Raw genomic sequence first — 25,013 nt, 5'->3', positions numbered from 1 at the left:
GGACATCTACTAGTGATCTATCAGGCATACGCGGCGCGCGCGTGAGTACAAACCAGCGTGGGTGCGCGATAAATTCGATGATTGAAAATGGTATACATTCCTTCTCACTCCGAACACGTTCGCCAATAGAGGTCGTTCGTTCGATAATACATTCAGTATCCGACTGGAATTGGCGTGGACAGCGATAGAAAAAAGGGCCCTGGGTCCAAGGAGTCGGGTGAAAGACTGCGGACCGATGGTAGCACGACACTGCGTGGAACGACCCGTCGCCGTACAGGCACACGGGACGACAGTCCGTCAAATCGTTTCCAAATAGATAAGTGTCCCCGGCTACCATCCACCGTCATATAAGCGGTCTTCAAAAGAGGTGAATACAATCTACAGCGCACTGACGACTCCGATGCAGGCAGACACGCGCGCGGACGTGTTCGGAGACATCTTCGTGGTGTTTCTCGGACTCGGTACGCTCGTCGGCATCGTCGTTGTCGCATACACCTTGTACAACGCGTACAAGTATCGCGACACCGATCAGCCGAAAGACGATTCACTGCCCACACTCGGGGAGTTACCGACAGGTGGAAAGGGCGGAAAGAAACTGTTCCTATCGTTCGGTATCAGCGCCATTATCGTTATCTCGCTTGTGATCTGGACCTATGGGATGCTCCTGTACGTCGAGGACCCACAAGACGAATTCGAGCAAGATCCAATCGAGGTCGATATCACAGGTGAAGGGTTCGCCTGGCACTTCGAATACGAGAATGGCGTTGAAGCGACAAACACGCTGAACGTTCCTGCCGACCGACCGGTCGCAATCGAGGTGACCTCTGGTGACGTCTGGCACACCTTCGGGATCGCGGACTTACGTGTGAAAGCGGACGCGATCCCCGGTGAGTACGACGAAACGTGGTTCATGGCCGAGGAAGCCGGTGCACAACACGAGATCAAGTGCTACGAACTCTGTGGTGACTTCCACTCGAACATGGTTGGCACCGTACAGGTCATGGAGCAAGACGAGTTCGACACGTGGCTCGACGATCAGCTGACTCTCGAGGTTACCCTCGAGGATGAGAACGAAGAGCCGGTTACTGACGGCTACGAACTCCAACTCGTCCACCAGAACAACGACGAGTACGAAGCAGATCTTGAGTACACGTACACGGCCGACGACTTCGAGAACGGCACGATCACCATCGACGAGATCGAACAGGGCGGCACGTACGACCTGACGATCACGTCCGACGACGATTCGTTCGACACGATCGAAGAGAGTGTCGACATTACCAGTCCATCGAGTGAGACGTACACGATCGAAACGTCGGGTACAGAAGACACTAATGACGAGACAGACGAGACTGACGAAACGAACAGCGAAACGAACGACGACGGAGGTGAGAACTAATGAGTGATCTTCCCCCAATGACGTCGATCAAGCGGTGGCTCGTCACGACGAACCACAAGGACGTCGGAATCCTCTACTTGGCGACGTCGATGTTCTTCCTCCTGTTTGGTGGCATCCTTGCGCTCGTATTCCGCGCCCACCTCTGGGAGGCCGGTGGTACAGGTCTGCTCTCAGGGAACCAGTTCAACCAGGCAGTCTCAGCCCACGGGCTGCTGATGGTCTTCTGGTTCCTCTCACCGATCGCATCCGGGTTCGCGAACTACTTCGTTCCACTACAGATCGGTGCAAAAGACCTCGCGTTCCCACGACTGAACGCCCTGAGTTACTGGTTCTACCTGTTTTCGGGAATCCTCATCGGCCTCTCGTTCTTCCAGGGCGGTGCATTCGCTGGTGGCTGGACGATGTACGCCCCGCTGAACGTGCCGACGTACACGCCAGCACTAGAGGCGACGACTGGAAGTAACGCGACTGTTCTCGCGTTGACGCTGTTCGTCATGTCGATTACGATCGGCACAGTGAACTTCCTCGTCACCATGCACCGATCCCGCGCAGAAGGGCTCGGCCTCTGGAACATGCCGATGTTCTCCTGGTCGTGGCTGTTGACGGTGTGGATGATGCTGTTCGCGTTCGCTGCACTGCTTGCAGCACTGCTGTTGTTGTCGATCGATCGAATCTTTCTGACACAGTACTTCGCGACTGATCAGGGTTCGGGCCTGCTGTGGGGACACCTGTTCTGGTTCTTCGGACATCCGGAGGTGTACATCGTCTTCTTCCCCGCGCTAGGTATCCTGTTCGAGACGTTCCAGACCTTCACCGGACGGCGACTTGTCGGCCGGAAATGGGTCATCATCGCGATGGTGCTGGTGGCCGTCCAGTCCTTCCTGGTCTGGATGCACCACATGTTCCTGACCACGATCAATCTGGAGATCAAGACGCTGTTCATGGCGACGACGATCGGGATCTCGCTTCCCTTTGACCTGATGGTCTTCGCGCTGATCTACACGATGGTCAAAGGACGCGTCCGATTCACGACGCCGTTCCTGTTCAGCCTCGGTGCACTCGTCCTGTTCATCCTCGGCGGCATTACGGGGGTTTTCCTTGGGGCCGTCGTTCTGGACTACGAGTTCCGTGGCACCTACTGGGTCGTCGCCCACTTCCACTACGTGATGGTCTCGGGCGTCACGGCGTTGATCGCCGGCCTCTACTACTGGTGGCCCAAAATCACCGGGAAAATGTACTCCGAGGCGCTCGGGAAACTCAACTTCGCCGTCTACTTCATCGGGTTCAACATGCTGTACTTCCCGATGTTCCTCGCTTGGGAGACGCCACGCCGCGTCTTCACCTATCCCGAAGGCACACAGCTCTACCATCAGGTGGCAACCGTCGGCGCGTTCGTCCTCGGTTCCTCGTTCCTGATCATGTTCTACACGTTCGCAAAGAGCTGGGTCTCGGGACCAGAAGCGCCCGATAACCCGTGGGAATTCTCCCGCACCGCCGAGTGGGCGATTCCCTCGCCACCGCCACTCGAGAACTGGACCGACCGACCGAGCTACGCCAGTGGCCGCCTTGAGTTCGTCGACGACTCGAAAACAGCCACCGACGGTGGCGTTGCGACCGGTCACAAAGCAGCGGCCGCGACGCACGCGCACGAAGAAGAACACGCCGATCACGCCAGTATCTGGCCGCTCGGTATCGGACTGGGTACCTTCGTGTTCTTCCTCGGCCTGTCGGGTATCACGCCATACATGGTCGAGTTCGCAGAAGGGACTGGCACGGCACCGGACGCGCTCGTCGGTACTGGTGCTGAGCCGAACATTATGTATCCCGTGATCACCGCGCTTGGTGTGGCGATCCTCGGAGTCGCGCTGTTCAAGTTCGGTGTCGAAGAGTTCAACGTTCCTGAGATGGCGGTCGCGGAGCGATGGCCGTTCGGTGGCGTCGACAACACGAAGTTCGGTGTCTGGGTGTTCCTCGCCTCGGACGTCGTCGTCTTCGGCGCTGCGATCGGGGCGTTCGTCTTCATGCGCCTCCACATGGGCTGGGGTGAGTGGACGAAGGTGCCGTTCGCCTCTTGGCCCGGCCTGCTCAACACTTACATCTTGCTCACCTCGAGTTTCACGGTTATCCTCGCACTGGTATTCGCTGAACGCAAGAACAAGAAAGGGCTCCTCGCCTCGATGAGTGCCACGCTCCTCCTCGGACTGGCGTTCATGAGCGTGAAAGGCTTCGAGTACAGCGTAAAATTCTCACACGGCGATTACTGGTGGAAAGGCATCGAGTACTCCATCTACTTCGTCACGACCGGCCTGCACGCACTCCACGTAATTCTCGGTCTGCTCATCGCCGTGTTCATGATCTACCGGATCATCAGCGTCGATGCGTATCTCGAGGACCACCGTCCAGTCGAGTACTTCGGCCTCTACTGGCACTTCGTCGACATCGTCTGGGTCTTCCTGTTCCCACTGTTCTACTTGATGTAACGGCCACCCGTTACACGAGTTTTCGATTCCACTTTTTTGACCACACCCGCTCGAGCGGTAGCAGTCCGTAATCTAGCCGTCGTAGACTACTTCTACAGAGTGACAGTCGGCCACACTCGAGAGAGCGGTACGCATGTCACAGCAGTATTGAAGTGACCGGCCGAAGTGTCCTGCAAGGGAGCCCGTTCGGACGAAAAGAAATGGTCCCGCTCAGTCGGACCTAGAGGCCAGTCACTGGCCACTCAGTCGGAATGTTCTGGAACACATAACCAGGAGATGTGTCTCGCTCTCGAACGCGGTACGGGATGATTCCTGTCTGTTCGAGATCCACTCTTGAAGGAACAAGCGAGTGCGAGTCAGCTACGACTTGAGGAGTCAGATCAGCTCGGGACGTACACGGGCTCGACTGGAGTGGCTGTGACGAGTAACAAACTTACGACCGTGAGAACGATCATGACAGCGATAAATGGATATTGGCACCGGATCGCTCGTCGCTTCCCGGATAGCAGATTGAACGAGACGGCGTGAGCGACCCAGACGGAAAGCATATACCCAAAGAGAATCCCCACGATCTCTACGTAGCCGAACCACGACGTCAGCAGGTACTGCGTCGGATTCTCAGGTGGGTTCAGCGGTGCGGCAATCGTATCAACGAGCGACGGCCACAGTGAAAGGGAGAAACCAGCGTAGTGGGCGAAGTGGTATCCAGCCGCGATCGCGAGCAGCGGCGACGCAAATCGGAATGCAACCTCCCGCTGTGAAAGCGGGCTCTCAGCGCGGCATCGGGCACTTGTAACGGTGATCAAGAACCCTTTCCAGAAGAGCCCAAAGCCGACCAGCAACAATCCGAGATAAACGAACTGGGGTGCAAGTCCGATTCCAACGAGTGTTTCCACGGTTCGGACTCCCGGTGCCGTTGCAATAACAGCGCTGTAGGTGAGTTCCCACAGAAGCAGGAGAACGAACGCTATCTCGGAGATGTCGCTGACGACGTCGTCATCAGTGAGTCTGGCACCGGGATACCGAACCTCGAGTCCGCCCGCTGTCCGCTGGATCGGTGCAACTGCACTGTAGAACCGAAACCAGGCCGAAATCGGATCTGCGTTTCGAAACCAGCTGTCGGGAGCGAAGACGACTGCACCGCCAATCGTAAACACAGAGTAGGCAAGGATAACGGCCACCAGCGCGCGTGGAGAGGTTGTCAGTGGAGCGATCGCCTCGAGACAGAGCAACACCAGCAGTGCACCGACTGCGGGCCAGGAGCCGAGCCACGACGGATACGAGAGATAGCCGTTCGGGAGGGCCGTCGCAATGTATCGCCACGGGTTGAGTGCGGGCCACGGGTTCCCGACGGTGTAGGCGACGATCGTCAACAGGGCGCGGCCACCGACGAACGTCAGCAGGACAGTGATACTGAAGCTCCCGATCTGTGGACCGACAACTCCCACGACAAGCATAAGCACGAGCGTAGCCACTCCGACCGTCCCGAACACCAGTCTCCAGCTTGTTCGGAATCGGTCAACTGAAACACCAACTGTTTCGGTACGGAAGCGTTCGACATGCTCTCGGTTGGTAATGAGCACGGTCATCAGCACCGAGGTACCGACAGCGCCACCACCCATCGCAAGGGACAGCCAGACCGGGATCGCTGCCCCAACGCTTTGTTCCGAGAGCCCGACGCCGACGTTGCTCGCGCCGACGCTTCCTACAGACACAGCGAGTGCGATGACCGTCCCTACTGCGATGAGACCTGTTCGGCGGACGAGAGCCGAACGTCCACTCATACTATCCCGTTCGTCCACGATCCCATCTACGTATCGCTTTCCCGGGACTGTCGTCATCACATCCGCGGCTGCATGAGGAAGCTATAAGTGTCCATCCTTCACATTGTACACCAATGGCTGGTATTCGGACATACACCCTCATATACGTGGCATTGCTGGCGTTAGGGACGGCTAAGTTCGTCTTCTTCGAGATCGGTATTCCAGAACAGGCAGCGATCGGAGGGACAGTCGTACTGGCTGTCATCAAATCCCTCTTGATTGCGGGCTACTTCCAACATCTCCGAGAAGAACCACGTTCGATCACGTACATGATGGCGCTTGCCGTGTTCATGGTGTTCCTGCTGACCGTTGCAGCAGGGTACTCCATTCAGTAACATCACCGAAAGCGAACCGATTTCTGGACGAGACACGAATCGACTGAGACGCGATTGCCTTTTTGGAGTTAACCGTAGATGCAGTCTCTCCTCGTACGTTTCTCGAGTTTTGCTTCTAAGACGAGCGTGCTATCACGGAACTGGTTAAGCTGTGAACGATCGAAACCACGTACTGTCTCACCCGAGAGCGTACAGCCCACCGACTCATCGCCTACTGTTCCCCATCTGCCCGTCCAACTCACAACTCTTGGAAGTGACTGCGGACGATGGCAATATCGTTCAGACGCGGCTGTGTGATGCACCTCAGGTAGACATGAGACAGTAATCGCTCTATTTCGGGAATGCCCTCCATGGCTGTTTAGGTAGCTGTGTACCGAGCAATACCACTGCCAGACGCCAATCGAGAGCAGCAGTGAGGTACACGGCTTGGCGTCGACAGTCGCTCGAGAGCAGTCCAAATCGTGCTGTCAATTCGACTCCGGATCAGCGTTGCTTGAACAGGCAGAATCGAACGAGGATGGGGCTCGCCTATTGCGTCACGAAAAACGGCAAACAAAAAAGACGTCGGGGAAAGCAGCCGTTATTCGCCGCCGAACATCTGGCGCATCATCGGGTGCATCTCCATCATCTGCTCCTCGGCGATCTCCTCGTACAGTTTGTACGTAATGGAGACGGCCAGCAGCAGACCGGTTCCGGAAATACCACCGATGGTACCGAGCATGTTTGCCCAGACGGCGAGCAGACCTACCAGCGCACCACCAATGACGGTCACCTGCGGAATGTACCGCTCCATGACCTTCTCGATGACGCCAACGTTCTGTCGGAAGCCGGGGATCTGCATCCCGGAGTTCTGGATCTGCTTTGCCGTTGCTTCCGGACCCATGTCCGTGGTTTCGACCCAGAAGATGGCGAAGATTGCGCCGCCAGCGATCATAAACGTCAGGTCGATCGAGATGCGGATCAGCACCTGCCATGCTTCTTGAGTCACCGTTCCCGTCCACCACATCCAGTCGTTGGGTGAGTAGATCGGTGCAAAGTAGTAGAAGAACCCACCGGTCGGCTGTCCGTCCGTGTAGGTTCCCAGCGCCGCGGGCATGCCGGCCCACTGGCTGTTCAGAATCTGTCCCATGAACTGGATATTGGCCTGCAGCGCTCGAACGAGGATCATCGGCAGGACGCTCGCGTAGATGAGCTTCACTGGGAAGCGACCGCGAGCCCCCTTGACGCGGGCGTGGCTGAGCGGGATCTCCACACGGACCGATTCCGCATAGACGACGATCCCGAAGATCAACACCGTCGTCAGCAACGCGATGATGTGCCCTTCCTGGAGCAACAGCGTTTGCAACCCGTCACCGGCGACGATCGAGCCGATCTCGACCTGTCCGGTGATGATCCGGTACCAGTCGTAGAAGAACGCGCCATCGTCGAGCGAGAGCAGCCCGGCGACGAGCCGTTGGCTCACGCTGGCGATGATGAACAGGCTGATCCCGCTGCCGATCCCCCACTTGCTGACGACCTCGTCCATGTAGAGGATGAGAATCCCGCCAACGAAGATTTGGGCGAACATCAGCGTCTGAACCTGCGTGTGGCCGAACTCGAGGCCACCAAGCGTCAGCGACTGCTGTGCTGGCAGGAAGCCGCCGGCGAACACCATCGGGAGCGCAGTCAGCGCCGTCATGATGACGACGAGGAGCTTCTGCAGCCCCTGGTAGAGCACCTGATCTCGCGGATCGTCCGTATCGAGACCGAGGAGATTCGCACCGCCAAGCAGCTGCAAGACGATGCTCGCGGTGACGATCGGTCCAATACCGACCTGCAGCAGCGAGCCCTGCTCACCAGCAAGAACCGAACGGAACTGCCCGAAGATGTCGGTTGCCCCTTGGGCACTTCCGAGCAGTGTGATGTTCGTCAGGAAGAAGTACAACACGAGGATGCCAGCACTCCACGCCAGCTTTCGCTTGAAGGGGACGTGTCCTTCCGGACGGCGCACTGCAGGCATCCGCGTCAAGACCGGTTCGGCGGCTTCCTTCCATCCCATATGTTATTCCTCGTTCTGTTCGGATTCGGCGTCGGCTTCAGCGTCTTCGGCGTCGGCTTCCTGCCCTCGCTCCGAGACGACCGCTTCGCCGCCGGCAGCCTCGAGTTTCTCCTCGGCTGCTGCCGAGAAGGCGTCTGCCGTTACCTCGAGCGTATTCCGGACCTGTCCGGAGCCGAGAACCTTGACGATGTCGACCTCATGGCCGTCCTCGACGATGTCGCGCGCGTCGAGTTTGTATCCGTCGTCGGTTTCCTCGGCGAGGCCGTCAGCGGCATAGAGGATCGCGTCTTCGTCGAGTTTCTGGACGTCGATCTCCGCGACTTCCTCTCGGATGCCCTGCGGACGCTTGAATCCGTGTTTCTCTCGCGGTTCGTAGTTGTGGAACTCGTGTTTGCTCCGCCCGGCACGGCCGCGACCACCGCGGTGGCCTGCACCACGTCGGTTCTTGTGGGTGCCGCCGCTGTGCGTGCGCGATCCGCGCTGGCGTCGTTTTTTACTCGTCATGGTTATCGCATCGATTCGAGGAGATCGTTAATCTCTTCCGTTGTATGTTTTCCGAGTTGGCCGCCTTCGACGGTCGGCTTCTTGATGCCGTTGTGGCCACCACGTGGTGGGTGCAGTCGAAGTGTCGGCGACAGTCCAACGTCACGAAGCGTCGTCTCCTCTGCCAGCAGTGCCTCGGCCAGCGCACCGAAGTCGTCGTACTCGGTGTTGTCGGCGAGCCACTGCTCGTCGACGTCCGACTGTTTGCCTTCGAGCGGTTCGGCTCGCTTTGCGAGCAGCGTCTCGAGGACGTCAGCGTCGGGTTCGCCGTGAGCGACGTAGTCGTTGACCTTCGTGATCATCCCCCGATACGCGTCGGTCTCGGGGACGAGCGCACAGTGGTTGACGCTGTGGATGTTAAGCATCTGCAGCGTATCCTCTACGTCTTGCTGTCGGTTGACTTCACCACGAACCTGAACGATCGCCTTCATCACTCACTCACCTCGGCTTCTCGGTTTGGACGGCGCTGTGGATGACGCGACTGCGATGCGTTCTCGAGCGCGTTGAACGTCGCTTTCGCGAGGTTCACCGTCGTTCGGGTGTTGCCGTGGCTCTTAGTCCAGGCGTTTTCGATGCCGGCCAGATCGAGGACGGCGTGGACGGTGTCGCTTGCGGCCAGTCCCAGTCCTTCAGGGGCGGGGATGACCTCAACTTCGACGGAGCCGGCTTTGCCGGTGGTCCGGCGCGTCAGCGAGTGTGGTCGGTCCGAGCGGTCCTCCCACGACCCGGAGCCGCGTGGCACTTGGATGATGTTCAGTTTCGCGATACCGATCGCCTTCTGGATGGCAGACCCGACCTGGTCGTCTCGACCTTCCGCGTAGCCGACGTAGCCGTCGCGGTTTCCGACCGCAACGACACACCGGAACTTCACGCGTCGTCCGGAGTCCGTCATACGCTGGACCATGTTGATGTCCAGCACTTCGTCGTCGAGCCCCGGCAGGAGCTGGTCGACGATCTCGGGTTCCTTCAGCGGGAGTCCCGAGTTGAGGGCGGTTTCCATGTCGTCGATCTCGCCCTCTTGGACCATCCGACCGAGACGGGTGACGGGTTCCCATCCGCTGTCGTTGTAGTTGCTCATTCGAGAATCGCCTCTCGTACCTCGTCGAAGTGTTCTGGCAGGTCCGTTGCGTCGAACTCACCGCTGTACAGTGGCTCGTCTAACTGTTCGGCGTACTCGGCGATGTGTTCGCCACGCGTACGCGACCAGTCTGCGAGCACGCTGTCGTTGTGCGGAATCTCCAGACCTGCGTCGATTGCGCCTTCCTGCACCGCGAACACTTTGTTCCCGGGCGTTGCCGTGTTGAGACCGATGTCGAGGACCGCTTCCTCGAGACCAGCCTCGACGGCTCGCTTCCCGGCCAGCAAGCCGGTCAGATAGGCTGCAGAGATGTTTCCTGTGGGTGCTTCCCAGCCGTACGCTTCTAGATCGCTCGAGTGTGCACTTGCGAGCGTCTCGTCTCCCTGAGGTCCGGGAGTGATCAGCTGCGCCGTAGTGTGCTTGTTGCTCTTGCGAGCAACGAGTCGGGGCTTGCCCGATTTCAGCAGGCGCAACCTCTGGTGGTAGTCCGTCCGGACCTCACGGCGACGCCGCATCGGTACCTTGTATCGTGGTCCTGTCGCCATTATTGGTCACCGTAGGTGTCGTCGATGTAGTTCAACAGGTACCGGACGCTACGGAACTCCCCACCGCCAGCCTTCTTGTAAAGCTCGCGGTACTGCGTGGGCGTCAGTTCGCCCTTGTCGCGGAGTTCACGCAGCTTCCGTCGCTGTGCGCGAATCTTGTTCTGCCATTCGTCTTTCTCGTTCTGGCGGGCGCCTTTCTTGCCGCGGCGCTTTCCGGGGCCGTTCTGGTGGCCGTATGCGCGTTTCGCGTTGCGCTCTCGGGCACGGCCTCGGGAGTTGCCCTTGGCGTCTGCGGCCTGAATGCGACCGTCCTCGACGAGTTCGCGGATCTCGTCGCGGGTGATCGCTTCGGCGATGTCCGCCTGCGCGTCGGGGTCGAGCCAGACGCGGTTCTGACCGACGTCCAAGACGTCAGCTGCGAGTCGCTTCTGTGCAGAGAGATCAGTCATTGGATTCCACCTCGACTTCTTCGTAGGTCGGGTTCAGGACACGAACGCCCTGCTCCTCGGCCTGCTCTTCGATCCGTTCGCGCTTGCGTGCGCCGACGCTGGATGCGATCCGAACCGCTTCGGAATCGCCGTCGACGCCCTCGAGGTCGTCAGTGTTCTCGACGTAGACCTCTTCGAAGCCGCTCGGGTGTTTTCCTCGAACGGATTCTGGCGTCCGGTAGCCGGCCGACACCTTGGGACCCTTGCCCTTGACGCCGCGACGTTGTTTCGAGAGCCCGCCGCGTGGTCGACGCCAGGATTCAGGCGTCCGCTTTTTCTTGTGGTAGTCCTGTCGGTTGAACTGCGGTTTGCCTTCGGTACGGCGACGCTGGAGCAGTCGCTGTTCCTCCTCGGACAGTTCGGGCGTCTTCTCGGTCAGCCCGCGAGGCTGCAGTTCCGTCTCGACGTCCTCGGCTGGCGCTTCCTCTTCTTCGGCGCCTTCGTCTTCGATCTCGGCTTCGGTCTCTTCGGTGACCTCGAGATCGCCGACGTCGGCTTTGATACGGGCCGCGAGTGCGTTCCCGACGCCGTCGGCTTCGGCCAGTTCGTCCTGGTCGGCCTCTTTGACGTCCTCGATGGACTCGAATCCGGCTTCGCGCAGGGCGTCTGCCTTGCTCTCGCCGACACCGCTGATGTCCTCGAGCTCCTGTGGCTCGTCGTTCGCTTGATCTTCGTCTGCCATCTATCAGGCACCTCCTTTGGCGGGTTTCTCGGTGATGTAGACACCATCCTGGAAGATTCGGGTGTCTTTGCCGCTGACCCGCGTCAGCTGTTCGATGTCTGCCGCCGTCTGGCCGACGTCCTCTTTGTTCGGACCGGAGAGGACGAGTCGTTCGCCGTCGACGGAGACGTCAGTTTCACCGTGGATAGTCGTTCGTCGCGGTGCCTTTTCGCCGAGGAAGTTCTCGATGACGACATCGTCGCCCTCCACGCGGACCTGCATTGGGAAGTGAGAGTAGAAGACTTCCATCTTGTACTCCCAACCCTCGGTCACGCCGTGGAACGCGTTGGTGATGTGGCTCTCGAACGTGCCGACGGTCGCGTTCGTTTTCGCGTCCTCGGCCTCGCTTTCGATCATCACAGTGTCGTCTTCCGTCTCGACGGACACGTCTGGGTACCAGAGGCGGCGCGTGACGCTGCCTTCCGGACCGTCGACGGTCACGTCGAGATGGTCGATCTCGACGGATACGTTGTCAGGGATTTCCAGTTCGACTCGCATGGTTAGTAGACGTATGCGATAACCTGACCACCGATTCCCTGCTCACGAGCCTCGTAGTGGCTCATGATACCGTTGCTCGTCGTGACGACGAGTGCGCCGAAACCTCGAGCGGGAAGATAGCGCTTCTCCCATTTCTCGAAGTCTTCGGCACCAACGGCGTAGCGGGGCTTGACGGGGCCACACTGGTTGATCGCTCCTTTCAGTTCGACCTCAAACTGACCGGCTTTACCGTCGTCGACGTACTCGAAGCCGTCGATGTACCCGCGGTCGTAGAAGACCTCAAGTACGCTGCCGATCTCGTTGGAGGCGGGTGTTACCTCGTGGGTCAGATGCCCCACACTCTCGGCGTTGTCGAGTCCCGAGAGTGCGTTGCTGAGTGGATCGTTTCCAGTCATATTATCGATACTTCCTGAATCCCATGTCACGAGCGATCTCGCGGAAGCACTGCCGACAGAGGTTGATGTCGTACTTGCCGACGAGCCCCTGTTTACGGCCACAGCGCTGACAGGCCGCTTCCTGGCCCGTCCGCTTTGCGGCGTGCTCGCCCGTGCGCTCGTTTTCTACGTCAGTTTCACTTTCACTCATCGTCTGCCTCCACGCTCACGTCGAAGTTCGCCTCAAGGTACGCGATTGCGTCCTCGGGGGTGAGTCGGTGGCTCGACGGAATCGATCGGGTGGCCTTGTCGCGTTTTGCGATGCGGTAGCCCGGACGAACCAGGTTGACGGTGACGTCCAGCCCGTAGATTCCGACGTTCGGGTCGTACTCCTGGCTTGGGAACTCCGTGTGTTCTTCGATACCGAAGCTGAAGTTGCCGGTATCGTCGAACTGGTTCGCGGAGAGATCCGCAAGCGGCAGCGCCGTCCCGAGGAACTCGGCGGCCTCCTCGCCACGAAGAGTGACCTTCGTGCCGATCGGGTCGCCCTGACGAATACCGAAGTCGGGTTCGGTTCGTTTCGCCTGGGTACGAACGCTTTCTTGACCGGTGACTTCCTCGATGATGTCCTCGGCTTTGCCGAGTTCACGACCACCGCGGCCGACGCCCATGTGGACGACGACTTTTTCGACGCGAGGTTCGCGCATCTCGTGGAATTCGCCAGCGTCAGCTTCGCTCATTCATCATCACCCGTGAAGTTCTCGTCGATCACGACGACGTACTCCTGAACCGTCTCGAACCCACCGTCATCGGTGTCGACACCGACGGTGTTCGAGCCGCTGCCTGGCGTGATGTCGATCGCATCGATTTCGCCGATCTTGCCGCCGTGGTTACCGCTGACGGCCGTCACGAGCGCGCCTTCTTCGAACGGGAAGTGGGCCACGATCGACTTGTCGTCGTTGTCGACGACGATCGAGTCACTCGTGTTGTACTCGCTGCCGTCCTCGACGAGGACGTTCGTGCCGTCGTGTAGCGTCAGCTGTGTGTCCCCACCGGGAACCTGCTGTTTGCCCTCGATCTTGCCGAGGCGGCTTTCCGCAGCATCCTCGTCGATCTCGGTCAGCGCGAGGCGACCGCCTTCGTCGGGGAAGACGCGGTAGTACTCCTCTCGGCCGGGGAACGCAACGATATCGAACATGCCGATCGGGCGCTGTTCGTCGTTGATCGCTTCCCCGTTGACGAGGATCGAGTCCTCGGAGAGGGCGTATCGTGCTTCTTTTTTCGAGTCCACGTAGCCGAGGACGTCCCGCAGCAAGATGACGAGCGGAACGCCTGCTTCGCCGTGGGGGCCTGCATCGGCCTTGACCGTGAAGACGTTGGTCTTCCGTTCGACCGGCCAGGACTTCGGTACTGACAGTCGTTTCTGGTGGTTAGTCATTCGGTATCACCTTCGAGGCGCGCCTCGCGACGCTCGTCTTCCAGATCGAGGTCCGTGATACGGACGTTCGATGGGTCAAGCGGTCGTGCGACCTCTTCACCGTCTGCCGTCTCGACCGTCACGTCCTCGACGTGGATCGTCCCGTCCTCGAGGATGGCGCGAAGGACCTCACCTTCCGTCCCGGCGTGGTCGCCGCGCATGACCTCGACGGTGTCGCCCGCGTTGACGCGGGTACGTCGAGTGCCGTACTCCTCGCGGAGGTCGTCGGACAGCGTCGCGTGGAGCTGCTTCTGTCGCTTGTGCAGCGGCGCACGCTCCGTCTGGTTTCGCTGTTTGTGTGGTTGCTTGCTCATGGTCTATACGATCATGGTTGCGGTACTCGCGATTGCTCCGAAGCGCTCTGCGACTTCGCGGGCGATCGGGCCCTTGATTTCCGTGCCGCGGGGCTCTTCGTTCTCGTCGATGATGACGGCCGCGTTGTCCTCGAACTTCAGTCGCGTCCCGTCTGGCCGGCGGATCGATTTCCGCTGGCGGACGATGACGGCCTCGAGGACCTGACGGCGCATCTCCGGGGTACCCTTGGTGACCGAAACGGTCACTTTGTCACCGAGTCCCGCTTTTGGCTGGCGGTTCTTGGTGCCGTGGTAGCCCGCGACGCTGATGACCTTCAGTTCACGTGCGCCGGTGTTGTCGGCACACGTGACCAGCGAGCCTTTCTTCAGGCCCTGCGTGACGTCGGCTTTCATTGCCTCCATCACTGATCACCCTCGTCGTTGCCGCCGAGATCTTCGGCTGAAAGCTGTGGGTCCGGCTCGCTTTCGCCGGTCAGCTCGGCGACGTCGGCTGCAGTCGCTTCTTCGGTTACTTCGACGACCACGTGCGATTTCGTCTTCGACAGTGGTCGGGTCTCTGCGATCTTGACCGAGTCACCGACCGAGAGCGGCTCGAGCACGCCCGGCACGTGAGCCGGGATGCGCGAGCGTCGTTTCATGAGGCGGTCGTATTTGGGAACCGCCACATCGTACTCTCGCTCGACGACTACGGTCTTGTCCATGTCCGTCGAGACGACCTGCCCTTCGAGGATCTGTCCTCGAACGGGAAGCTCGCCGTAGAACGGACACGTCTCGTAGTCGTATTCCTCCGGGTTCTCTGGTTCCGGAGGGGTTTCAACGTCTAGTCCTATTGCCATGGTGAATCACCAGTCGTTTCCGTGCGTCGGGCGGGTCGTGAGAGCAGCCGCGATCCATCGACCGTAACGTAGGCCACATCCTCGCCAGCTCGGTCTGCGGCGTCCGATTGCTCGGTGTCCGCAGGTTGAGTGTCGGCCAGTTTGGACATGGTCCCCGACTCCTTCGGGAAGTCGGCGGCGTCATCTGTGATCGCGAACTCGAACGTCGAGCCCGACTTCGGCACCATCACGACCCGAGACTCGCCGTCGTCTCGAACTTCTATCGAGAGGGTGTTGGTCGTCTCGATGACGACGCGCCCCTCCAGACCCACTCGAGAGTCGTCGTCACTCTCGACGACTCGGATGGGGAGTCCGTTGAGTTCGTGTCGCGGCAGGGTCTCGGGTGTCAGTGCCATTGGTTGCTTACTCCTCGTCTTCGAGGTCGCCTTCCTCGCGCTGGATCGTCTTGATCCGCGCGATGGTGCGACCGAGTTCGCCGATTCGGCCCGGATTCTCCGGGGCACCACCGGCTGCGAGAACGGACTTCTGGTTCAGCAGTTCCGTCTCGAGTTCTTCGAGCTCTTCTTCGCGCTCGGCGGGCGTCATGTCGCGGATCTCTTCGACGTGGAGGATCGCCATCAGGCGTCACCTCCCTCGTCTTCGTCGTCTTCCATCTCCGCCACGAGTTCTTCGGCTTCCGCTTCGACGTCTTCCTCGAGTTCATCGAGGTCTTCCTCGATCGGAGACTCGTCCGGAACGTCGACGTCCTCTTCGTCGGCGTCGACTTCGGCTTCGATGGCTTCCTCGACGACGTCTTCGTCGAGGTCGGCCTCGGTGTCCGTTTCGACGGCCTCGTCGGCCGCCGCTTCGGCGCCAGCGTCGGTTGCCTCGGCGTCTTCGGGTTCGCCCTCGAGGAGTTCCTCGACACCTTCGGCCTCGTTGGCTTCGACGGCGTCAGGGACGACTTCCTCGGGATCCATGTCTTCGTAGACGGCGAAGTCGTCAGGCAGCTCGGCACCTGGCGGGATGATCTTGACGTTGACCCCGATAGTACCGAGTTTCATGACGGCGACGCCCTGCCCGTGGTCGACGACCTCTTCGGCGGGTTCGCCGTTGTGCTTGATGTAGCCACGGTTGAACTTCTCGACGCGCGATCGAGCGCCCGTGACCTTCCCGGAGAGGACGATCTCGGCACCGAGTGCGCCGGCTTCCATGATCCGGTCGATCGTCGTGTGACCGGCTTTCCGGAAGTACCAGCCACGCTCGAGTGCGTTGGCCAGTCGATCGGCGACGATGCGTGCGTTCAGGTCGGGTTCTTCGACCTCCTGCACGTCGATCTGTGGGTCCTCGAGGTTGAACTTCTCCTCGAGTGCCGTCGTTACCTTCCGGATGTTCTCGCCACCTTTGCCGATGACCATCCCGGGCTTTTCGGCCTTGAGGACGATCTGCGTTCCCATCGGCGTTTTGGCGACGTCCATGCCACCATAGCCTGCGCGGCCGAGTTCTTCTTGGAAGAATTCGTCGATCTGGGACCGCTGAAGGCCGTTTTCGATGAACTGGTGTTCGTCAGCCATTAGTTGTCACCCTCGTCGTCCTCTGTGTCTTCGACTTCTTCGACCACGATCTCGACGTCCACCTGCGGCGTGTTCCAGGCCGACGCACGCCCCATCGCGCGGGGCTTGCGACCGACCGACTCGCCGACCTTGTGGGCGGCGACGTGGACGATCTCCATCGACTCCCCGTCGAAGCCCTGATGATCGGCGTTGGACTCGACGTTCTCGAGCAAGTCGAGGAACGCTTCCGAGACCTTCTCGGGGTACTTGCCAGCGTCCCAGCCCTCAACGTCCGAGCGGTGACCCGCACCGGAGTTGTGGGACTTGAATGGGACCGACTGCTTCTGGTCGATCACGTCCTGGAGGTACGCCTGGGCGTTTCCGACGGAGCGGCCCTTGAGTTCGCGGGCGACCTCTTTGCTGTGCTTGTGGCTCATGTGACGCTCACGGAGCATCGCTTTCGCGGTGGCATCCGGATCCGCGTCGACTGAGTAGTTGATTCCCATACGGTGATCACTTCAGTGGGACGAACTTCGAGGATCGAGTCGCGCCGATACCGGCCTGTCCGTGCTCGACGGACGTCCGGGTCAGCTGGAACTCGCCGAGATAGTGTCCGATCATCTCGGGTTCGACACGGACGCGCTCGAACGACTGGCCGTTGTAGACCTCGAAGGTCAGACCAACGAACTCCGGCAGGATCGGCATATCCCGCAGGTGCGTTCGGATCGGCGCGTTCGCCGTTTCCTCTTCGTCTTTCTCGCGGGCTTTCTCGAGCAGCTTCTGCTTCTCGACGGAAAGGCCGCGTACAATACTTCGCCGCTGGCGTGCGGGGAGCAGTTCTGCAACTTCTTCGAGCTCCAGATCCTGCAGCTCCTCAACCGTGTGGCCGCGGTAGGTGAACTCACCTTCACGGCCGGTTCGGTACTCCTGACTCATTTGTTGCCACCTCGACCGGTGCGTCGGGACGAGATGTCACCGACCTTCCGTCCCGGCGGGGCGTCCCGCGAGACGGACTTGGGTTTGCCGGGGTGCTGGCGGCCACCGCCACCGAACGGGTGGTCGACGGCGTTCATCGCCACACCACGGACGCGAGGCCACTTCGTGCCCCGGGCTTTCATTTTGTGGTACTTGTTCCCTGCTTTGACCATCGGCTTCTCAGTGCGGCCGCCACCGGCGACGACGCCGATCGTGGCGCGACACTGTGGATCGAGGCGCTTGACCTCGCCGCTTGGAAGCTGGATGACCGCTGCGTTGCGGTCGTGGGTGATCAGGTCTGCGTTGACACCGGAGGCACGAGCGAATCGACCGCCGTCGCCCTGATTTGCCTCGACGTTACAGACAGGAACTCCTTCCGGAATCTCCGCGAGCGGGAGCGTGTTCCCGGGTTTGATCTCAGCCGAAACGCCGACTTGGATCTCCTCGCCGACGGCGACACCCTCGGGAACGAGGATGAGTCGCTGATCGCCGTCTTCGAACTCGACGGCAGCGACCGGTGCCGAGCGAGCAGGGTCGTGCTCGATGTCGACGACCGTCCCGCGGATGACGTCGTCGTCTTCTTCCTTTTTGTGCTCGAGTTTCGCTTTGTAGCGATGGGACGGGGCACGGAACGTCGAGGTCCCGCGTCCACGTCGTTGTCCTTGAATGCGTCGTCCCATTCTTAGAACACCCCGATTCGAGAGGCGACTTCCTGCGCGTCGTCGTCCTCGGTGAGTTTGATCGTGGCTTTCTTCTTGCCTTTCATCGTTACCTGCGTGTTGACGTCAGCGACCGAGATGTCGAATCGAGATTCGACTTCGTCTCGGATCTCGGGTTTGGTGGCGTCGGGGTTGACGACGAACTGGAGCTTGTTCTCGTAGTCCATGTCGTTCATCGCCTTCTCCGTGACCAGTGGATGCTCGATGATCGAGCTCATCGGTCTGCCACCTCCTCGAGTGCGCTCTCGGTCCAGACGGTCAGTCGACCCGGCTGCGTGCCGGGTGCGAGATCCTCTGCGTTGACCTCTGCGGCCGTCGTTACGTCGGCACCAGCGAGGTTCCGGGCCGCACGGGACGGGCCGGACTCGCTCGAGGTGACGAAGAGGATCGACGTGGGCGTCTTGTACTTCCGGCCACGGGTCTTCCCGCGACCCGAGCGGACGCTTCGGCCTTCGTCTGCGCGTTCGATGTCGGCCTCGAGACCGGCGGCCTCGAGGAACTCGACGACCTCCTTCGTCTTCTGGAGGTCTTCGAACTCGTCTGCGACGACGACCGGAATCTCGGCGTCGTCGTCGAACTCGTGGCCGCGTTCGGCGACGAGTTCGGCGTCCGTCGTCGCCGCGATGGCGCTGCGGACGGCCAGTTTCTTCTCTTTCTTGTTGATCGATTCGGACTGGTCTTTCTCGGCTTTTGGCGGGTGAGCCCGTCGTCCTTTGACAGCCTGGGGAACGCGTCGAGCGCGTCCGTCTTGGCGTGGGACGTGGGCCATGCCTCGGCCGCTACCGAACGATTCGGCCGGCGTGCGCTTGCCGGCGAACTCGTCGGCACCGTAGTCCTGCTTTCGGTTTGCCTGGGCGACGCGAACGGCGCGGGCGATCAGGTCCGGGCGGTACGTGGTCTCGAAGACCGCCGGGAGGTCGACCGAACCCGCCTCGGAGCCGTCCAGGTCGCGTACTGTTGCTTCCATGTGTTATCCCTGGTTGGATGCGGTGGAGACGTAGCGCACCTCGGGGTCGAGGCGCGGCTGGTCTCCGGGTCGGATCGCCGGGCGGAAGCGCACGAGGCGCTTGTTCGGCCCGGGGAGCGAGCCCTTGATGAGCGCGTGCGGTCCATCGACTTCGCCGTAGTTGACGAAGCCACCGTCGACCGTCGCGTCTGCGCCGTCGCCGATGTCGACGAGGCGCTTGTTCAGTTCCGTCCGCTGGTGGTAGCCGGTCTGGCCCTGCTGGGGGACCGTCGAGCGGACGCGGGATGGGTTCCAGGGGCCGAGGTTGCCGATGCGGCGACGCCAGCCCTGCCGGGCGTGTTTGCCCTTGCGTTTCTGGACGCCCCATCGCTTGACGGGACCCTGCGTCCCTTTCCCTTTCGTGACGCCGCTTGCGTCGACGTACTCGCCGGCGCGGAACATGTCGTTCATGACGTGTTCGCCGCCGTCCTCGACGGTCTCGAGGGCGAAGTCGACGCGCTCGTCGATAGAGCCGCCGCCGACGCGCGTTTCCATCACGTCCGGTTTCTTCTTCGGCATCGAGGGAATGTCCCCCGGTACCGTGTGGGTGATGACGCGGACGTCGTCGATGCGTCCCTCCTCGAGGTAGCCACGGAGCTCGTCCGCGGCAGCATCGACGTCGTAATCGTCACCGGGAAGGTCCAGCACACGGTCGAGTTCGGGAACGAACTCGTCGGTCCAGACCTCAGTCAACGGCTTCATACCATACGGCGTGTCTTCGTACGCTCGCAGAGCAACGGCGCGCATTGGCGGCGTCTCCACGATCGTCACGGGAACGGTCTCTTCCATTCCCTCGGTCGGCGAGTTCGCTTTGTCGTCGACCATAACGACGTGGGTCATGCCGGCCTTGTAGCCCGCGAAACCCTGGAGCGTCGGCTGTCCGTCGTCGTCCGGCCACGAGTTAAAGCGTGGGACCTCGCTGGTCGCCCGCTGTCGTGGGCCGAACCCGAGTGAGCCTTTGCGTGGTGCGTTTGGTTGTGGCATTCTATCACTCTTGCAGTGAGAGGGGAGCGAGGGTGGCGAACAGAGCTTCTTCCGTTCGCACGACCTCGCTGCCCTGATTCGGAACCGTATTTAGCCAGAGGTCGAACCCTGGATCGGCGGTGGGTTCGACTCCGTCATCGGCTGTGTCGTCCCCGGTGGACGATTCGGCCGCATCATCTTGTCCCGATGACGCGTTGACAGCCGATGCCTCGATTCCGAGGATATCCGGCAGCCCTCTCTCGGGCGCACCGAACGCGACAGTCATCCCGTCACGATCGATGCGTCCGGCCAACGTCTCGAGCCGCCCGACGGTGAGTTCTTCACCGAATCGGGAGGCAGCGATGCAGACGCCGGCGTCCTCACGGCCGAGAGCTGCGGAAAGGTCCGTCCGCTCGACTGAAAGCCCCGGGAGGGGCTTGTCCTCGAGTTTCGCCCGGACCGGTCGTCGCGAAGAGATCCTGACGGTCACGCGCTCCCCCTCGTCGACCTCCATTTTCGGAGGGACGTTGAGGGAGATCGGGTGTTGCAAGCCGCAATTGACCCGGACGCGCCCTTCAGGTCCGACCTCGGTCACGATTCCTTGTCTTGACGACCCCGAACCGGTCGATTCGGAGCCGGTCTGTGACATGGCGCGGAGCGGTGGCAAGACGCCCGCATACTCCAGTTCGTCCCGCATCCCCCACACCTCGTTTCGGAGGTAGGGCGGAGTTGCGGCGTACCGCAAGACGGTGCTTACGAACCCGCCGTCGAATCGCCCGGTTTCGCCGTCCGAATCCGGATAGACGATCAGGTGATCAGCCCGGAAGATCGTCGCCGCGCGGGCGACGTATCCGAGTTTGCGAGTTGCCTCACGTTTGTCCTCGGCTTCACGGGTGAGCGACGACGGGACGAGTACGCTGACGGTCATGCCGAAACGCTTCGGCGCCGCGTCACTAGACTGTAGCGATGTGTTGCCGATACCATCGTAAAAGGATAGCGGATTCGATTACGGCTGTGAACGCCTCACACGTGTGAATTCGGGACAGACAAGTCGTCTCGAGTGACCGTCTGGTTGCGTGATCGGTACGGCGAATTAATATTGATCATTCGTGTACGCGTGATGGCGAGTCGGAGCGAGAGTTATGGTACGTCGTGGATACCCACGCCGGTCCCGGTTCGCAACCCTTATACATCCGTCCCAGTGTAGATGTAAGTGCGCAACAGGGCGCTGGTAGTGTAGTGGTATCACGTGACCTTGCCATGGTCACAACCTGGGTTCAAATCCCAGCCAGCGCACTTCTACGGAGAACAATTCCGACGAGCACCGCATAGCGCTCGTCACTCGTGGGCCGTGAGGTGCCCGTGAATGAGGATAGACGCAGCGCCGAACGGAGCGAGGCGGCCGTCTATCCGTGGGTCAAATATCAACTAGCGTCGTTCTCCGATCACAACTTCACGAGCACCCCGTAGCAGTGCGAGGACGCGGTGCATCCAGAAATTCGAATCTGGCTACCGATGTCGAGCAGTTCGTCTGTTTGCCGCTAACGCGTTGTGGTGTACCAGTGAATCGTCAGCGAGCGACCACTGTCTCCTCGAGTCAGCACGTGTCGATGCCGCGTGGGGGTCCGAACCGACTCGAGTCCGAGCCGATCGACGGACTGCGCCGCTCGAGTCACCGGGCTGCTGTCGGTGCCAGCTGCGACTGAAGTCAGTCAGTGCGATTTCCGATTCGACATTTATAAGTTCCCGTAGCCACTCGATTCAATTGCACTCGTAATTGAGTGAGGAAGCGCTGGTAGTGTAGTGGTATCACGTGACCTTGCCATGGTCACAACCTGGGTTCAAATCCCAGCCAGCGCACTTCTACGGAGAACAATTCCGACGAGCACCGCATAGCGCTCGTCACTCGTGAGCCGTGAAGTGCCCCTGAATTTCACTCAGCCGTGGTTCACATCTCAGCCAGCGCAGTTGTCTGATCGTAACTTCACGAGCACTCCGTAGCAGTGCGAGTATTCGTGAGCGGTGCAATCGTTCTGTTGTTCAGTGCTGGTGTATAATCTCCGTATTTGAATTATTACACCCAAATTAAACCGAGTATGTTTAGGAATGTTACCTGCGATTGGCTTTTATACTGCGGGAAGCTACAGGTCGGTAGACGATTGAACCCGCTAACTACCTATGGAAACTGAATTTTCATCCAGCGACGACACGGACGACGTTCAGTACGATCAAACGAACGGTCGTTACGTCTTCCACCACGACATCGACGGCACCGCGACGATCACGACGACGATCGTCCACGCGCTCGCGTCGATCGCAGACACCGACGTCTCACAGGGTGAGTTCTCACTGTACGACAGCGTTGACCCGGATGCACTCGATCGGCTCTTCAGAAAGAAGGCGGACGGCACCGAGCGCACGGGCGGCCACGTCGCCTTCACCGCCCTCGAGTACGAGGTATACGTCTACGCGAACGGCGACGTCATCATCTATCCGCCCACGGACTCGAGTCACTCGCCCCGAACGCACTGATCGGCTGTCCACGTCGCCGGTAGCGTAATCATCTCGTTTTTCATCCCGACCAGTCACGACGCTGCAAGCGTCGCTGCCCGTGCTGTGGCACTGTTTTGAGTCCCGTTGCGGGAACGGGGGTCGGATTTAGGGGCTGTCCCATCCTCAGTACGAACGATGACAGTCGTTGCACTACTGAGCGTCGCACCGGTGATCGAAGGGAGCATGTCCAGCGAGGTTGCGAAGGCCGTCGACGCACTCGAGGCCTACGACGTGGACTACGAAACGAATCCGATGGGGACGGTGATCGAAGCCGACGACATCGGCGAGCTGTTCGCGGCTGCACAGGCGGCCCACGAGGCGGTCGACGGCGACCGTGTGAGTACCGTTCTGAAGATCGACGACAAGCGAACGCGAGAGACAACTGCGTCGGCGAAAGTCGAGGCGGTCGAAAACCACCTCGGTCGACCGGCGACGAATCAGGAGTAGTACTCGAGGTCGAAACGAGAGAAAACGGCGATACGAGGGAGGTATTGGTTATCGATCGGCTGGATACCTGCCAGCGAAATGGAGACCGATTACGCCCGAAGGAGGAGAACGACCAATAACACGAACGCGACGAACGACGCGCCCGCGAGCATCGTCCACGCTGCAGCGTAGCCACGGACGTCGACGATGAGGCCAAAGGCAGGTGGTGCGAGCAGGGCCCCGCAGTTGAGCGCGATCTGTCCACCGGCGGTCGCACTCCCCATCTCTTCAGTGGGAACGAGCGAGCCGATACACGAGTAGTACACGCCGGTAAAGCCGAGAACGAAGAACCCGAGCAGGGAGAAGGCGAGGAGTGCGACGACGGGACTGTCAACGACAGTCACCACGAGAAAGAGTACGGCCGAGGCACCTGCTTGCAGACAGAGGATACGCAGCGTCGAGTCAGTAAGCGGCATCGAGAGCGCATCGGCAAGCCAGCCGAACCCGATCCGGCCAACGCTGCCGAAGACCTGCGCGGCGGCGAGCGTGACACCGGCGAGAACGACGCTCGCACCGACGTTTTCGTCGACATAGAGGATCGTGTACCCGATCGTCGTAAACAGTCCCGCACCGAGGGCAAAGCCGGCGGCCGCCAACAACACGAACTCCGGATTCGCGAGATGACCGCGAATGCCGTGGCGATCGCTGTCGCCGCCACCGCTCCCAGCATCGTAAACCACCCAGAAAACGACACTGATCACGACCGCCCACCCTGCCGCGAGCAGGAACGCGACTTCCCAGCCAAAGCGTGCAGCACCGAACCACGGGACGAGCACAGCACTGATGCCGCTGCCGGCGGTGACACCGACCTGTTTGATCCCCATCGAGGTATTGAGCCGATCAGCTGGAATGGCGTTGAACACGGCTTTGTTGGTTCCCGGCATCGCCGTCGCGTAGAACGCACCGAGGACGAACACCGCCGCGAGCAAGGCGAGATACGTCGGCGCTACCGTCACGCCGACAGCACCCGCGCCGAGACCGAGTAACCCAAAGACGAGCGCTCGATCCTCGCCGTACTCGTCGATAACCGACCCGACTGGCAGCAAAAACAGGGTATATCCCAGCGTCAGCGCGGTCATCATCACACCGATGAACGTTGCAGAGACGCCAAATTCGTCGCGAACGAACGGTGTCACGGCGTACACCGAATAAAAACAAATACTCGCCGTCACCTGCCACAGGAGGATAAGGGCAGTGTACCCTTTCCACCCTTGCAGTCGAATCCTCGATTGGACAGCACCGCTCATCGTCCCACGAACATCCCGGAGCCACCGCCACTAGTGATTTGTCGCTCGGGACCCGTCCAAATGCCGGTGTACGAGTGCCTCATAGAGAGAGCTGTAGGGACAAGCACCGACGTTCTGTATACCACGAGTATGTGTCACACGAGCAGTTTAGGAAATAATTGCTGTGATTATCTCCGAGTCAGCCTGACTCGAGCAGTGGGTCGACGTTTCGATCGTTCGACGGGGACGAAACCGCTCGTGCCAGCTGAAACGATTTCCACACCGTTCGCACGACGGTCGTACGTCGGTGTCCCACCCGGTTCGGATGTTGGTGAAGCACATCGAGAGCAGAAGACTCAATTTCCTCGAGTCGACACGGTTGTGTATGGAACAGACAACACTCGAGGTAACCGGGATGGCATGTGACGGCTGTGAGGCGAACGTGACCGAGGCGCTCGAGGCACTCGAGGGGGTCGCCGAGGTGACGGCGGACCACGAGGCAGACGAGGTGCGCGTCGAACACGACGAAACGCACGTCGACGAGGCGACGATCAGCAAGACGGTCGAAGACGCAGGCTACGACGTGGCAGCCTGAAGTCGGCCT

Annotated in this window: 33 protein-coding genes and 2 tRNA genes; 8 read left to right on the top strand and 27 right to left on the bottom strand. The window is 60.4% G+C overall.

The features are described from left to right. Positions 1–400: 400 nt before the first annotated feature. Both coxB and GCU68_RS16160 read left to right on the top strand, forming a co-directional pair. Complete coding sequence (gene coxB, locus GCU68_RS16165; RefSeq protein ID WP_152943344.1) at positions 401–1,399, top strand: cytochrome c oxidase subunit II; 999 nt, start codon at positions 401–403, stop codon at positions 1,397–1,399. Further along, positions 1,399–3,879 (top strand): cbb3-type cytochrome c oxidase subunit I, encoded by a 2,481-nt coding sequence (locus GCU68_RS16160; protein ID WP_152943342.1) that lies wholly within the window; start codon positions 1,399–1,401, stop codon positions 3,877–3,879. Before coxB ends, GCU68_RS16160 begins: the two co-directional genes overlap by 1 nt. Positions 3,880–4,259: 380 nt before the next feature. Here GCU68_RS16160 and GCU68_RS16155 read toward each other — a convergent pair whose 3' ends face one another. Beyond that, entirely contained in the window at positions 4,260–5,663 is a 1,404-nt protein-coding gene (locus GCU68_RS16155) for a hypothetical protein (protein ID WP_152943341.1), read from the bottom strand. 113 nt (positions 5,664–5,776) lie between these two features. On the opposite strand from GCU68_RS16155, the gene GCU68_RS16150 reads away from it, so the two are divergent. Beyond that, entirely contained in the window at positions 5,777–6,037 is a 261-nt protein-coding gene (locus GCU68_RS16150; RefSeq protein WP_152943339.1) for a cytochrome C oxidase subunit IV family protein, read from the top strand. 580 nt (positions 6,038–6,617) lie between these two features. Here the strand turns inward: GCU68_RS16150 and secY are convergent. Genes secY through GCU68_RS16025 form a run of 25 tightly spaced genes read right to left on the bottom strand, consistent with a single transcriptional unit; the run spans position 6,618 to position 21,072 of the window. After that, positions 6,618–8,075 carry a preprotein translocase subunit SecY gene (gene secY / locus GCU68_RS16145; RefSeq protein ID WP_152943337.1) on the bottom strand — a complete coding sequence of 486 codons (1,458 nt, stop codon included), beginning with the start codon at positions 8,073–8,075 and terminating at the stop codon, positions 6,618–6,620. A gap of 3 nt (positions 8,076–8,078) precedes the next feature. Next, positions 8,079–8,579 (bottom strand): uL15m family ribosomal protein, encoded by a 501-nt coding sequence (locus GCU68_RS16140; RefSeq protein ID WP_152943335.1) that lies wholly within the window; start codon positions 8,577–8,579, stop codon positions 8,079–8,081. A gap of 2 nt (positions 8,580–8,581) precedes the next feature. Continuing rightward, entirely contained in the window at positions 8,582–9,049 is a 468-nt protein-coding gene (locus GCU68_RS16135; protein ID WP_152943334.1) for a 50S ribosomal protein L30, read from the bottom strand. Next, a complete protein-coding gene (locus GCU68_RS16130; protein ID WP_152943332.1) occupies positions 9,049–9,696 on the bottom strand; it encodes a 30S ribosomal protein S5 in 648 nt (215 codons plus the stop codon). The genes GCU68_RS16135 and GCU68_RS16130 overlap by 1 nt, the downstream gene beginning before the upstream one ends. Next, positions 9,693–10,241 carry a 50S ribosomal protein L18 gene (locus GCU68_RS16125; protein ID WP_152943330.1) on the bottom strand — a complete coding sequence of 183 codons (549 nt, stop codon included), beginning with the start codon at positions 10,239–10,241 and terminating at the stop codon, positions 9,693–9,695. Before GCU68_RS16125 ends, GCU68_RS16130 begins: the two co-directional genes overlap by 4 nt. Beyond that, the gene (locus GCU68_RS16120; protein ID WP_152943328.1) at positions 10,241–10,690 is read right to left on the bottom strand and encodes a 50S ribosomal protein L19e; all 450 of its coding nucleotides are present in this window, start codon (positions 10,688–10,690) and stop codon (positions 10,241–10,243) included. Before GCU68_RS16120 ends, GCU68_RS16125 begins: the two co-directional genes overlap by 1 nt. After that, positions 10,683–11,411: a 50S ribosomal protein L32e gene (locus GCU68_RS16115; RefSeq protein ID WP_152943326.1), complete on the bottom strand. Its 729-nt coding sequence runs from the start codon at positions 11,409–11,411 to the stop codon at positions 10,683–10,685. Before GCU68_RS16115 ends, GCU68_RS16120 begins: the two co-directional genes overlap by 8 nt. A gap of 3 nt (positions 11,412–11,414) precedes the next feature. Continuing rightward, positions 11,415–11,948 (bottom strand): 50S ribosomal protein L6, encoded by a 534-nt coding sequence (locus tag GCU68_RS16110; RefSeq protein WP_152943324.1) that lies wholly within the window; start codon positions 11,946–11,948, stop codon positions 11,415–11,417. 2 nt (positions 11,949–11,950) lie between these two features. Continuing rightward, a complete protein-coding gene (locus GCU68_RS16105; protein ID WP_152943322.1) occupies positions 11,951–12,343 on the bottom strand; it encodes a 30S ribosomal protein S8 in 393 nt (130 codons plus the stop codon). Between the two features lies 1 nt (position 12,344). After that, positions 12,345–12,533 (bottom strand): 30S ribosomal protein S14, encoded by a 189-nt coding sequence (locus tag GCU68_RS16100; protein WP_008159246.1) that lies wholly within the window; start codon positions 12,531–12,533, stop codon positions 12,345–12,347. After that, entirely contained in the window at positions 12,526–13,062 is a 537-nt protein-coding gene (locus GCU68_RS16095; protein ID WP_152943320.1) for a 50S ribosomal protein L5, read from the bottom strand. Before GCU68_RS16095 ends, GCU68_RS16100 begins: the two co-directional genes overlap by 8 nt. Further along, entirely contained in the window at positions 13,059–13,760 is a 702-nt protein-coding gene (locus GCU68_RS16090) for a 30S ribosomal protein S4e (protein ID WP_152943318.1), read from the bottom strand. The genes GCU68_RS16095 and GCU68_RS16090 overlap by 4 nt, the downstream gene beginning before the upstream one ends. Beyond that, complete coding sequence (rplX, locus tag GCU68_RS16085; RefSeq protein WP_152943316.1) at positions 13,757–14,113, bottom strand: 50S ribosomal protein L24; 357 nt, start codon at positions 14,111–14,113, stop codon at positions 13,757–13,759. Before rplX ends, GCU68_RS16090 begins: the two co-directional genes overlap by 4 nt. 3 nt (positions 14,114–14,116) lie before the next feature. Beyond that, the gene (locus GCU68_RS16080; RefSeq protein ID WP_013878558.1) at positions 14,117–14,515 is read right to left on the bottom strand and encodes a 50S ribosomal protein L14; all 399 of its coding nucleotides are present in this window, start codon (positions 14,513–14,515) and stop codon (positions 14,117–14,119) included. Further along, positions 14,515–14,949 carry a 30S ribosomal protein S17 gene (locus tag GCU68_RS16075; RefSeq protein WP_152943314.1) on the bottom strand — a complete coding sequence of 145 codons (435 nt, stop codon included), beginning with the start codon at positions 14,947–14,949 and terminating at the stop codon, positions 14,515–14,517. The genes GCU68_RS16080 and GCU68_RS16075 overlap by 1 nt, the downstream gene beginning before the upstream one ends. Next, on the bottom strand, positions 14,940–15,344 hold the full coding sequence (locus tag GCU68_RS16070; RefSeq protein WP_152943312.1) for a ribonuclease P protein component 1: 405 nt from the start codon (positions 15,342–15,344) through the stop codon (positions 14,940–14,942). Before GCU68_RS16070 ends, GCU68_RS16075 begins: the two co-directional genes overlap by 10 nt. Positions 15,345–15,351: 7 nt before the next feature. Then, positions 15,352–15,567, bottom strand: a complete 216-nt coding sequence (gene rpmC / locus GCU68_RS16065; RefSeq protein WP_152943310.1) for a 50S ribosomal protein L29 — start codon at positions 15,565–15,567, stop codon at positions 15,352–15,354. After that, on the bottom strand, positions 15,567–16,502 hold the full coding sequence (locus GCU68_RS16060) for a 30S ribosomal protein S3 (RefSeq protein ID WP_152943308.1): 936 nt from the start codon (positions 16,500–16,502) through the stop codon (positions 15,567–15,569). The genes rpmC and GCU68_RS16060 overlap by 1 nt, the downstream gene beginning before the upstream one ends. Next, a complete protein-coding gene (locus GCU68_RS16055) occupies positions 16,502–16,987 on the bottom strand; it encodes a 50S ribosomal protein L22 (RefSeq protein WP_152943306.1) in 486 nt (161 codons plus the stop codon). The genes GCU68_RS16060 and GCU68_RS16055 overlap by 1 nt, the downstream gene beginning before the upstream one ends. A gap of 7 nt (positions 16,988–16,994) precedes the next feature. Beyond that, complete coding sequence (locus GCU68_RS16050; protein ID WP_152943304.1) at positions 16,995–17,417, bottom strand: 30S ribosomal protein S19; 423 nt, start codon at positions 17,415–17,417, stop codon at positions 16,995–16,997. Next, on the bottom strand, positions 17,414–18,136 hold the full coding sequence (locus GCU68_RS16045) for a 50S ribosomal protein L2 (protein WP_152943302.1): 723 nt from the start codon (positions 18,134–18,136) through the stop codon (positions 17,414–17,416). The genes GCU68_RS16050 and GCU68_RS16045 overlap by 4 nt, the downstream gene beginning before the upstream one ends. 2 nt (positions 18,137–18,138) lie before the next feature. Further along, entirely contained in the window at positions 18,139–18,393 is a 255-nt protein-coding gene (locus GCU68_RS16040; protein ID WP_152943300.1) for a 50S ribosomal protein L23, read from the bottom strand. Continuing rightward, positions 18,390–19,142: a 50S ribosomal protein L4 gene (gene rpl4p / locus GCU68_RS16035; protein WP_152943298.1), complete on the bottom strand. Its 753-nt coding sequence runs from the start codon at positions 19,140–19,142 to the stop codon at positions 18,390–18,392. The genes GCU68_RS16040 and rpl4p overlap by 4 nt, the downstream gene beginning before the upstream one ends. 3 nt (positions 19,143–19,145) lie before the next feature. Continuing rightward, positions 19,146–20,165, bottom strand: a complete 1,020-nt coding sequence (locus GCU68_RS16030; RefSeq protein ID WP_152943296.1) for a 50S ribosomal protein L3 — start codon at positions 20,163–20,165, stop codon at positions 19,146–19,148. A gap of 4 nt (positions 20,166–20,169) precedes the next feature. Beyond that, positions 20,170–21,072: a putative RNA uridine N3 methyltransferase gene (locus GCU68_RS16025; RefSeq protein ID WP_152943294.1), complete on the bottom strand. Its 903-nt coding sequence runs from the start codon at positions 21,070–21,072 to the stop codon at positions 20,170–20,172. Positions 21,073–21,369: 297 nt separating this feature from the next. Between GCU68_RS16025 and GCU68_RS16020 the strand changes: the two genes are divergently transcribed. The 4 genes from GCU68_RS16020 to GCU68_RS16005 all read left to right on the top strand — a co-directional run bounded on the left by GCU68_RS16020 (position 21,370) and on the right by GCU68_RS16005 (position 23,144). Then, positions 21,370–21,440: transfer RNA gene (locus tag GCU68_RS16020), tRNA-Gly, on the top strand. Positions 21,441–21,933: 493 nt separating this feature from the next. Continuing rightward, positions 21,934–22,004 (top strand) — tRNA-Gly (locus tag GCU68_RS16015). A gap of 318 nt (positions 22,005–22,322) precedes the next feature. Next, positions 22,323–22,676, top strand: coding sequence for a HalOD1 output domain-containing protein (locus GCU68_RS16010; protein WP_152943292.1), 354 nt, complete (start codon positions 22,323–22,325; stop codon positions 22,674–22,676). A 156-nt stretch (positions 22,677–22,832) separates the two neighbouring features. Next, positions 22,833–23,144 (top strand): MTH1187 family thiamine-binding protein, encoded by a 312-nt coding sequence (locus GCU68_RS16005; protein ID WP_152943290.1) that lies wholly within the window; start codon positions 22,833–22,835, stop codon positions 23,142–23,144. An 89-nt stretch (positions 23,145–23,233) separates the two neighbouring features. On the opposite strand, the gene GCU68_RS16000 is transcribed toward GCU68_RS16005, so the two are convergent. After that, positions 23,234–24,430 (bottom strand): MFS transporter, encoded by a 1,197-nt coding sequence (locus GCU68_RS16000; protein WP_152943288.1) that lies wholly within the window; start codon positions 24,428–24,430, stop codon positions 23,234–23,236. Positions 24,431–24,794: 364 nt separating this feature from the next. Between GCU68_RS16000 and GCU68_RS15995 the strand changes: the two genes are divergently transcribed. Then, positions 24,795–25,004, top strand: a complete 210-nt coding sequence (locus GCU68_RS15995) for a heavy-metal-associated domain-containing protein (protein ID WP_152943286.1) — start codon at positions 24,795–24,797, stop codon at positions 25,002–25,004. The last annotated feature ends 9 nt before the right edge of the window (positions 25,005–25,013 follow it).

The sequence above is a fragment of the Natronorubrum aibiense genome, from assembly GCF_009392895.1.
GTDB lineage: Archaea > Halobacteriota > Halobacteria > Halobacteriales > Natrialbaceae > Natronorubrum > Natronorubrum aibiense.
This window is presented reverse-complemented; position numbering and strand designations above follow the sequence as displayed.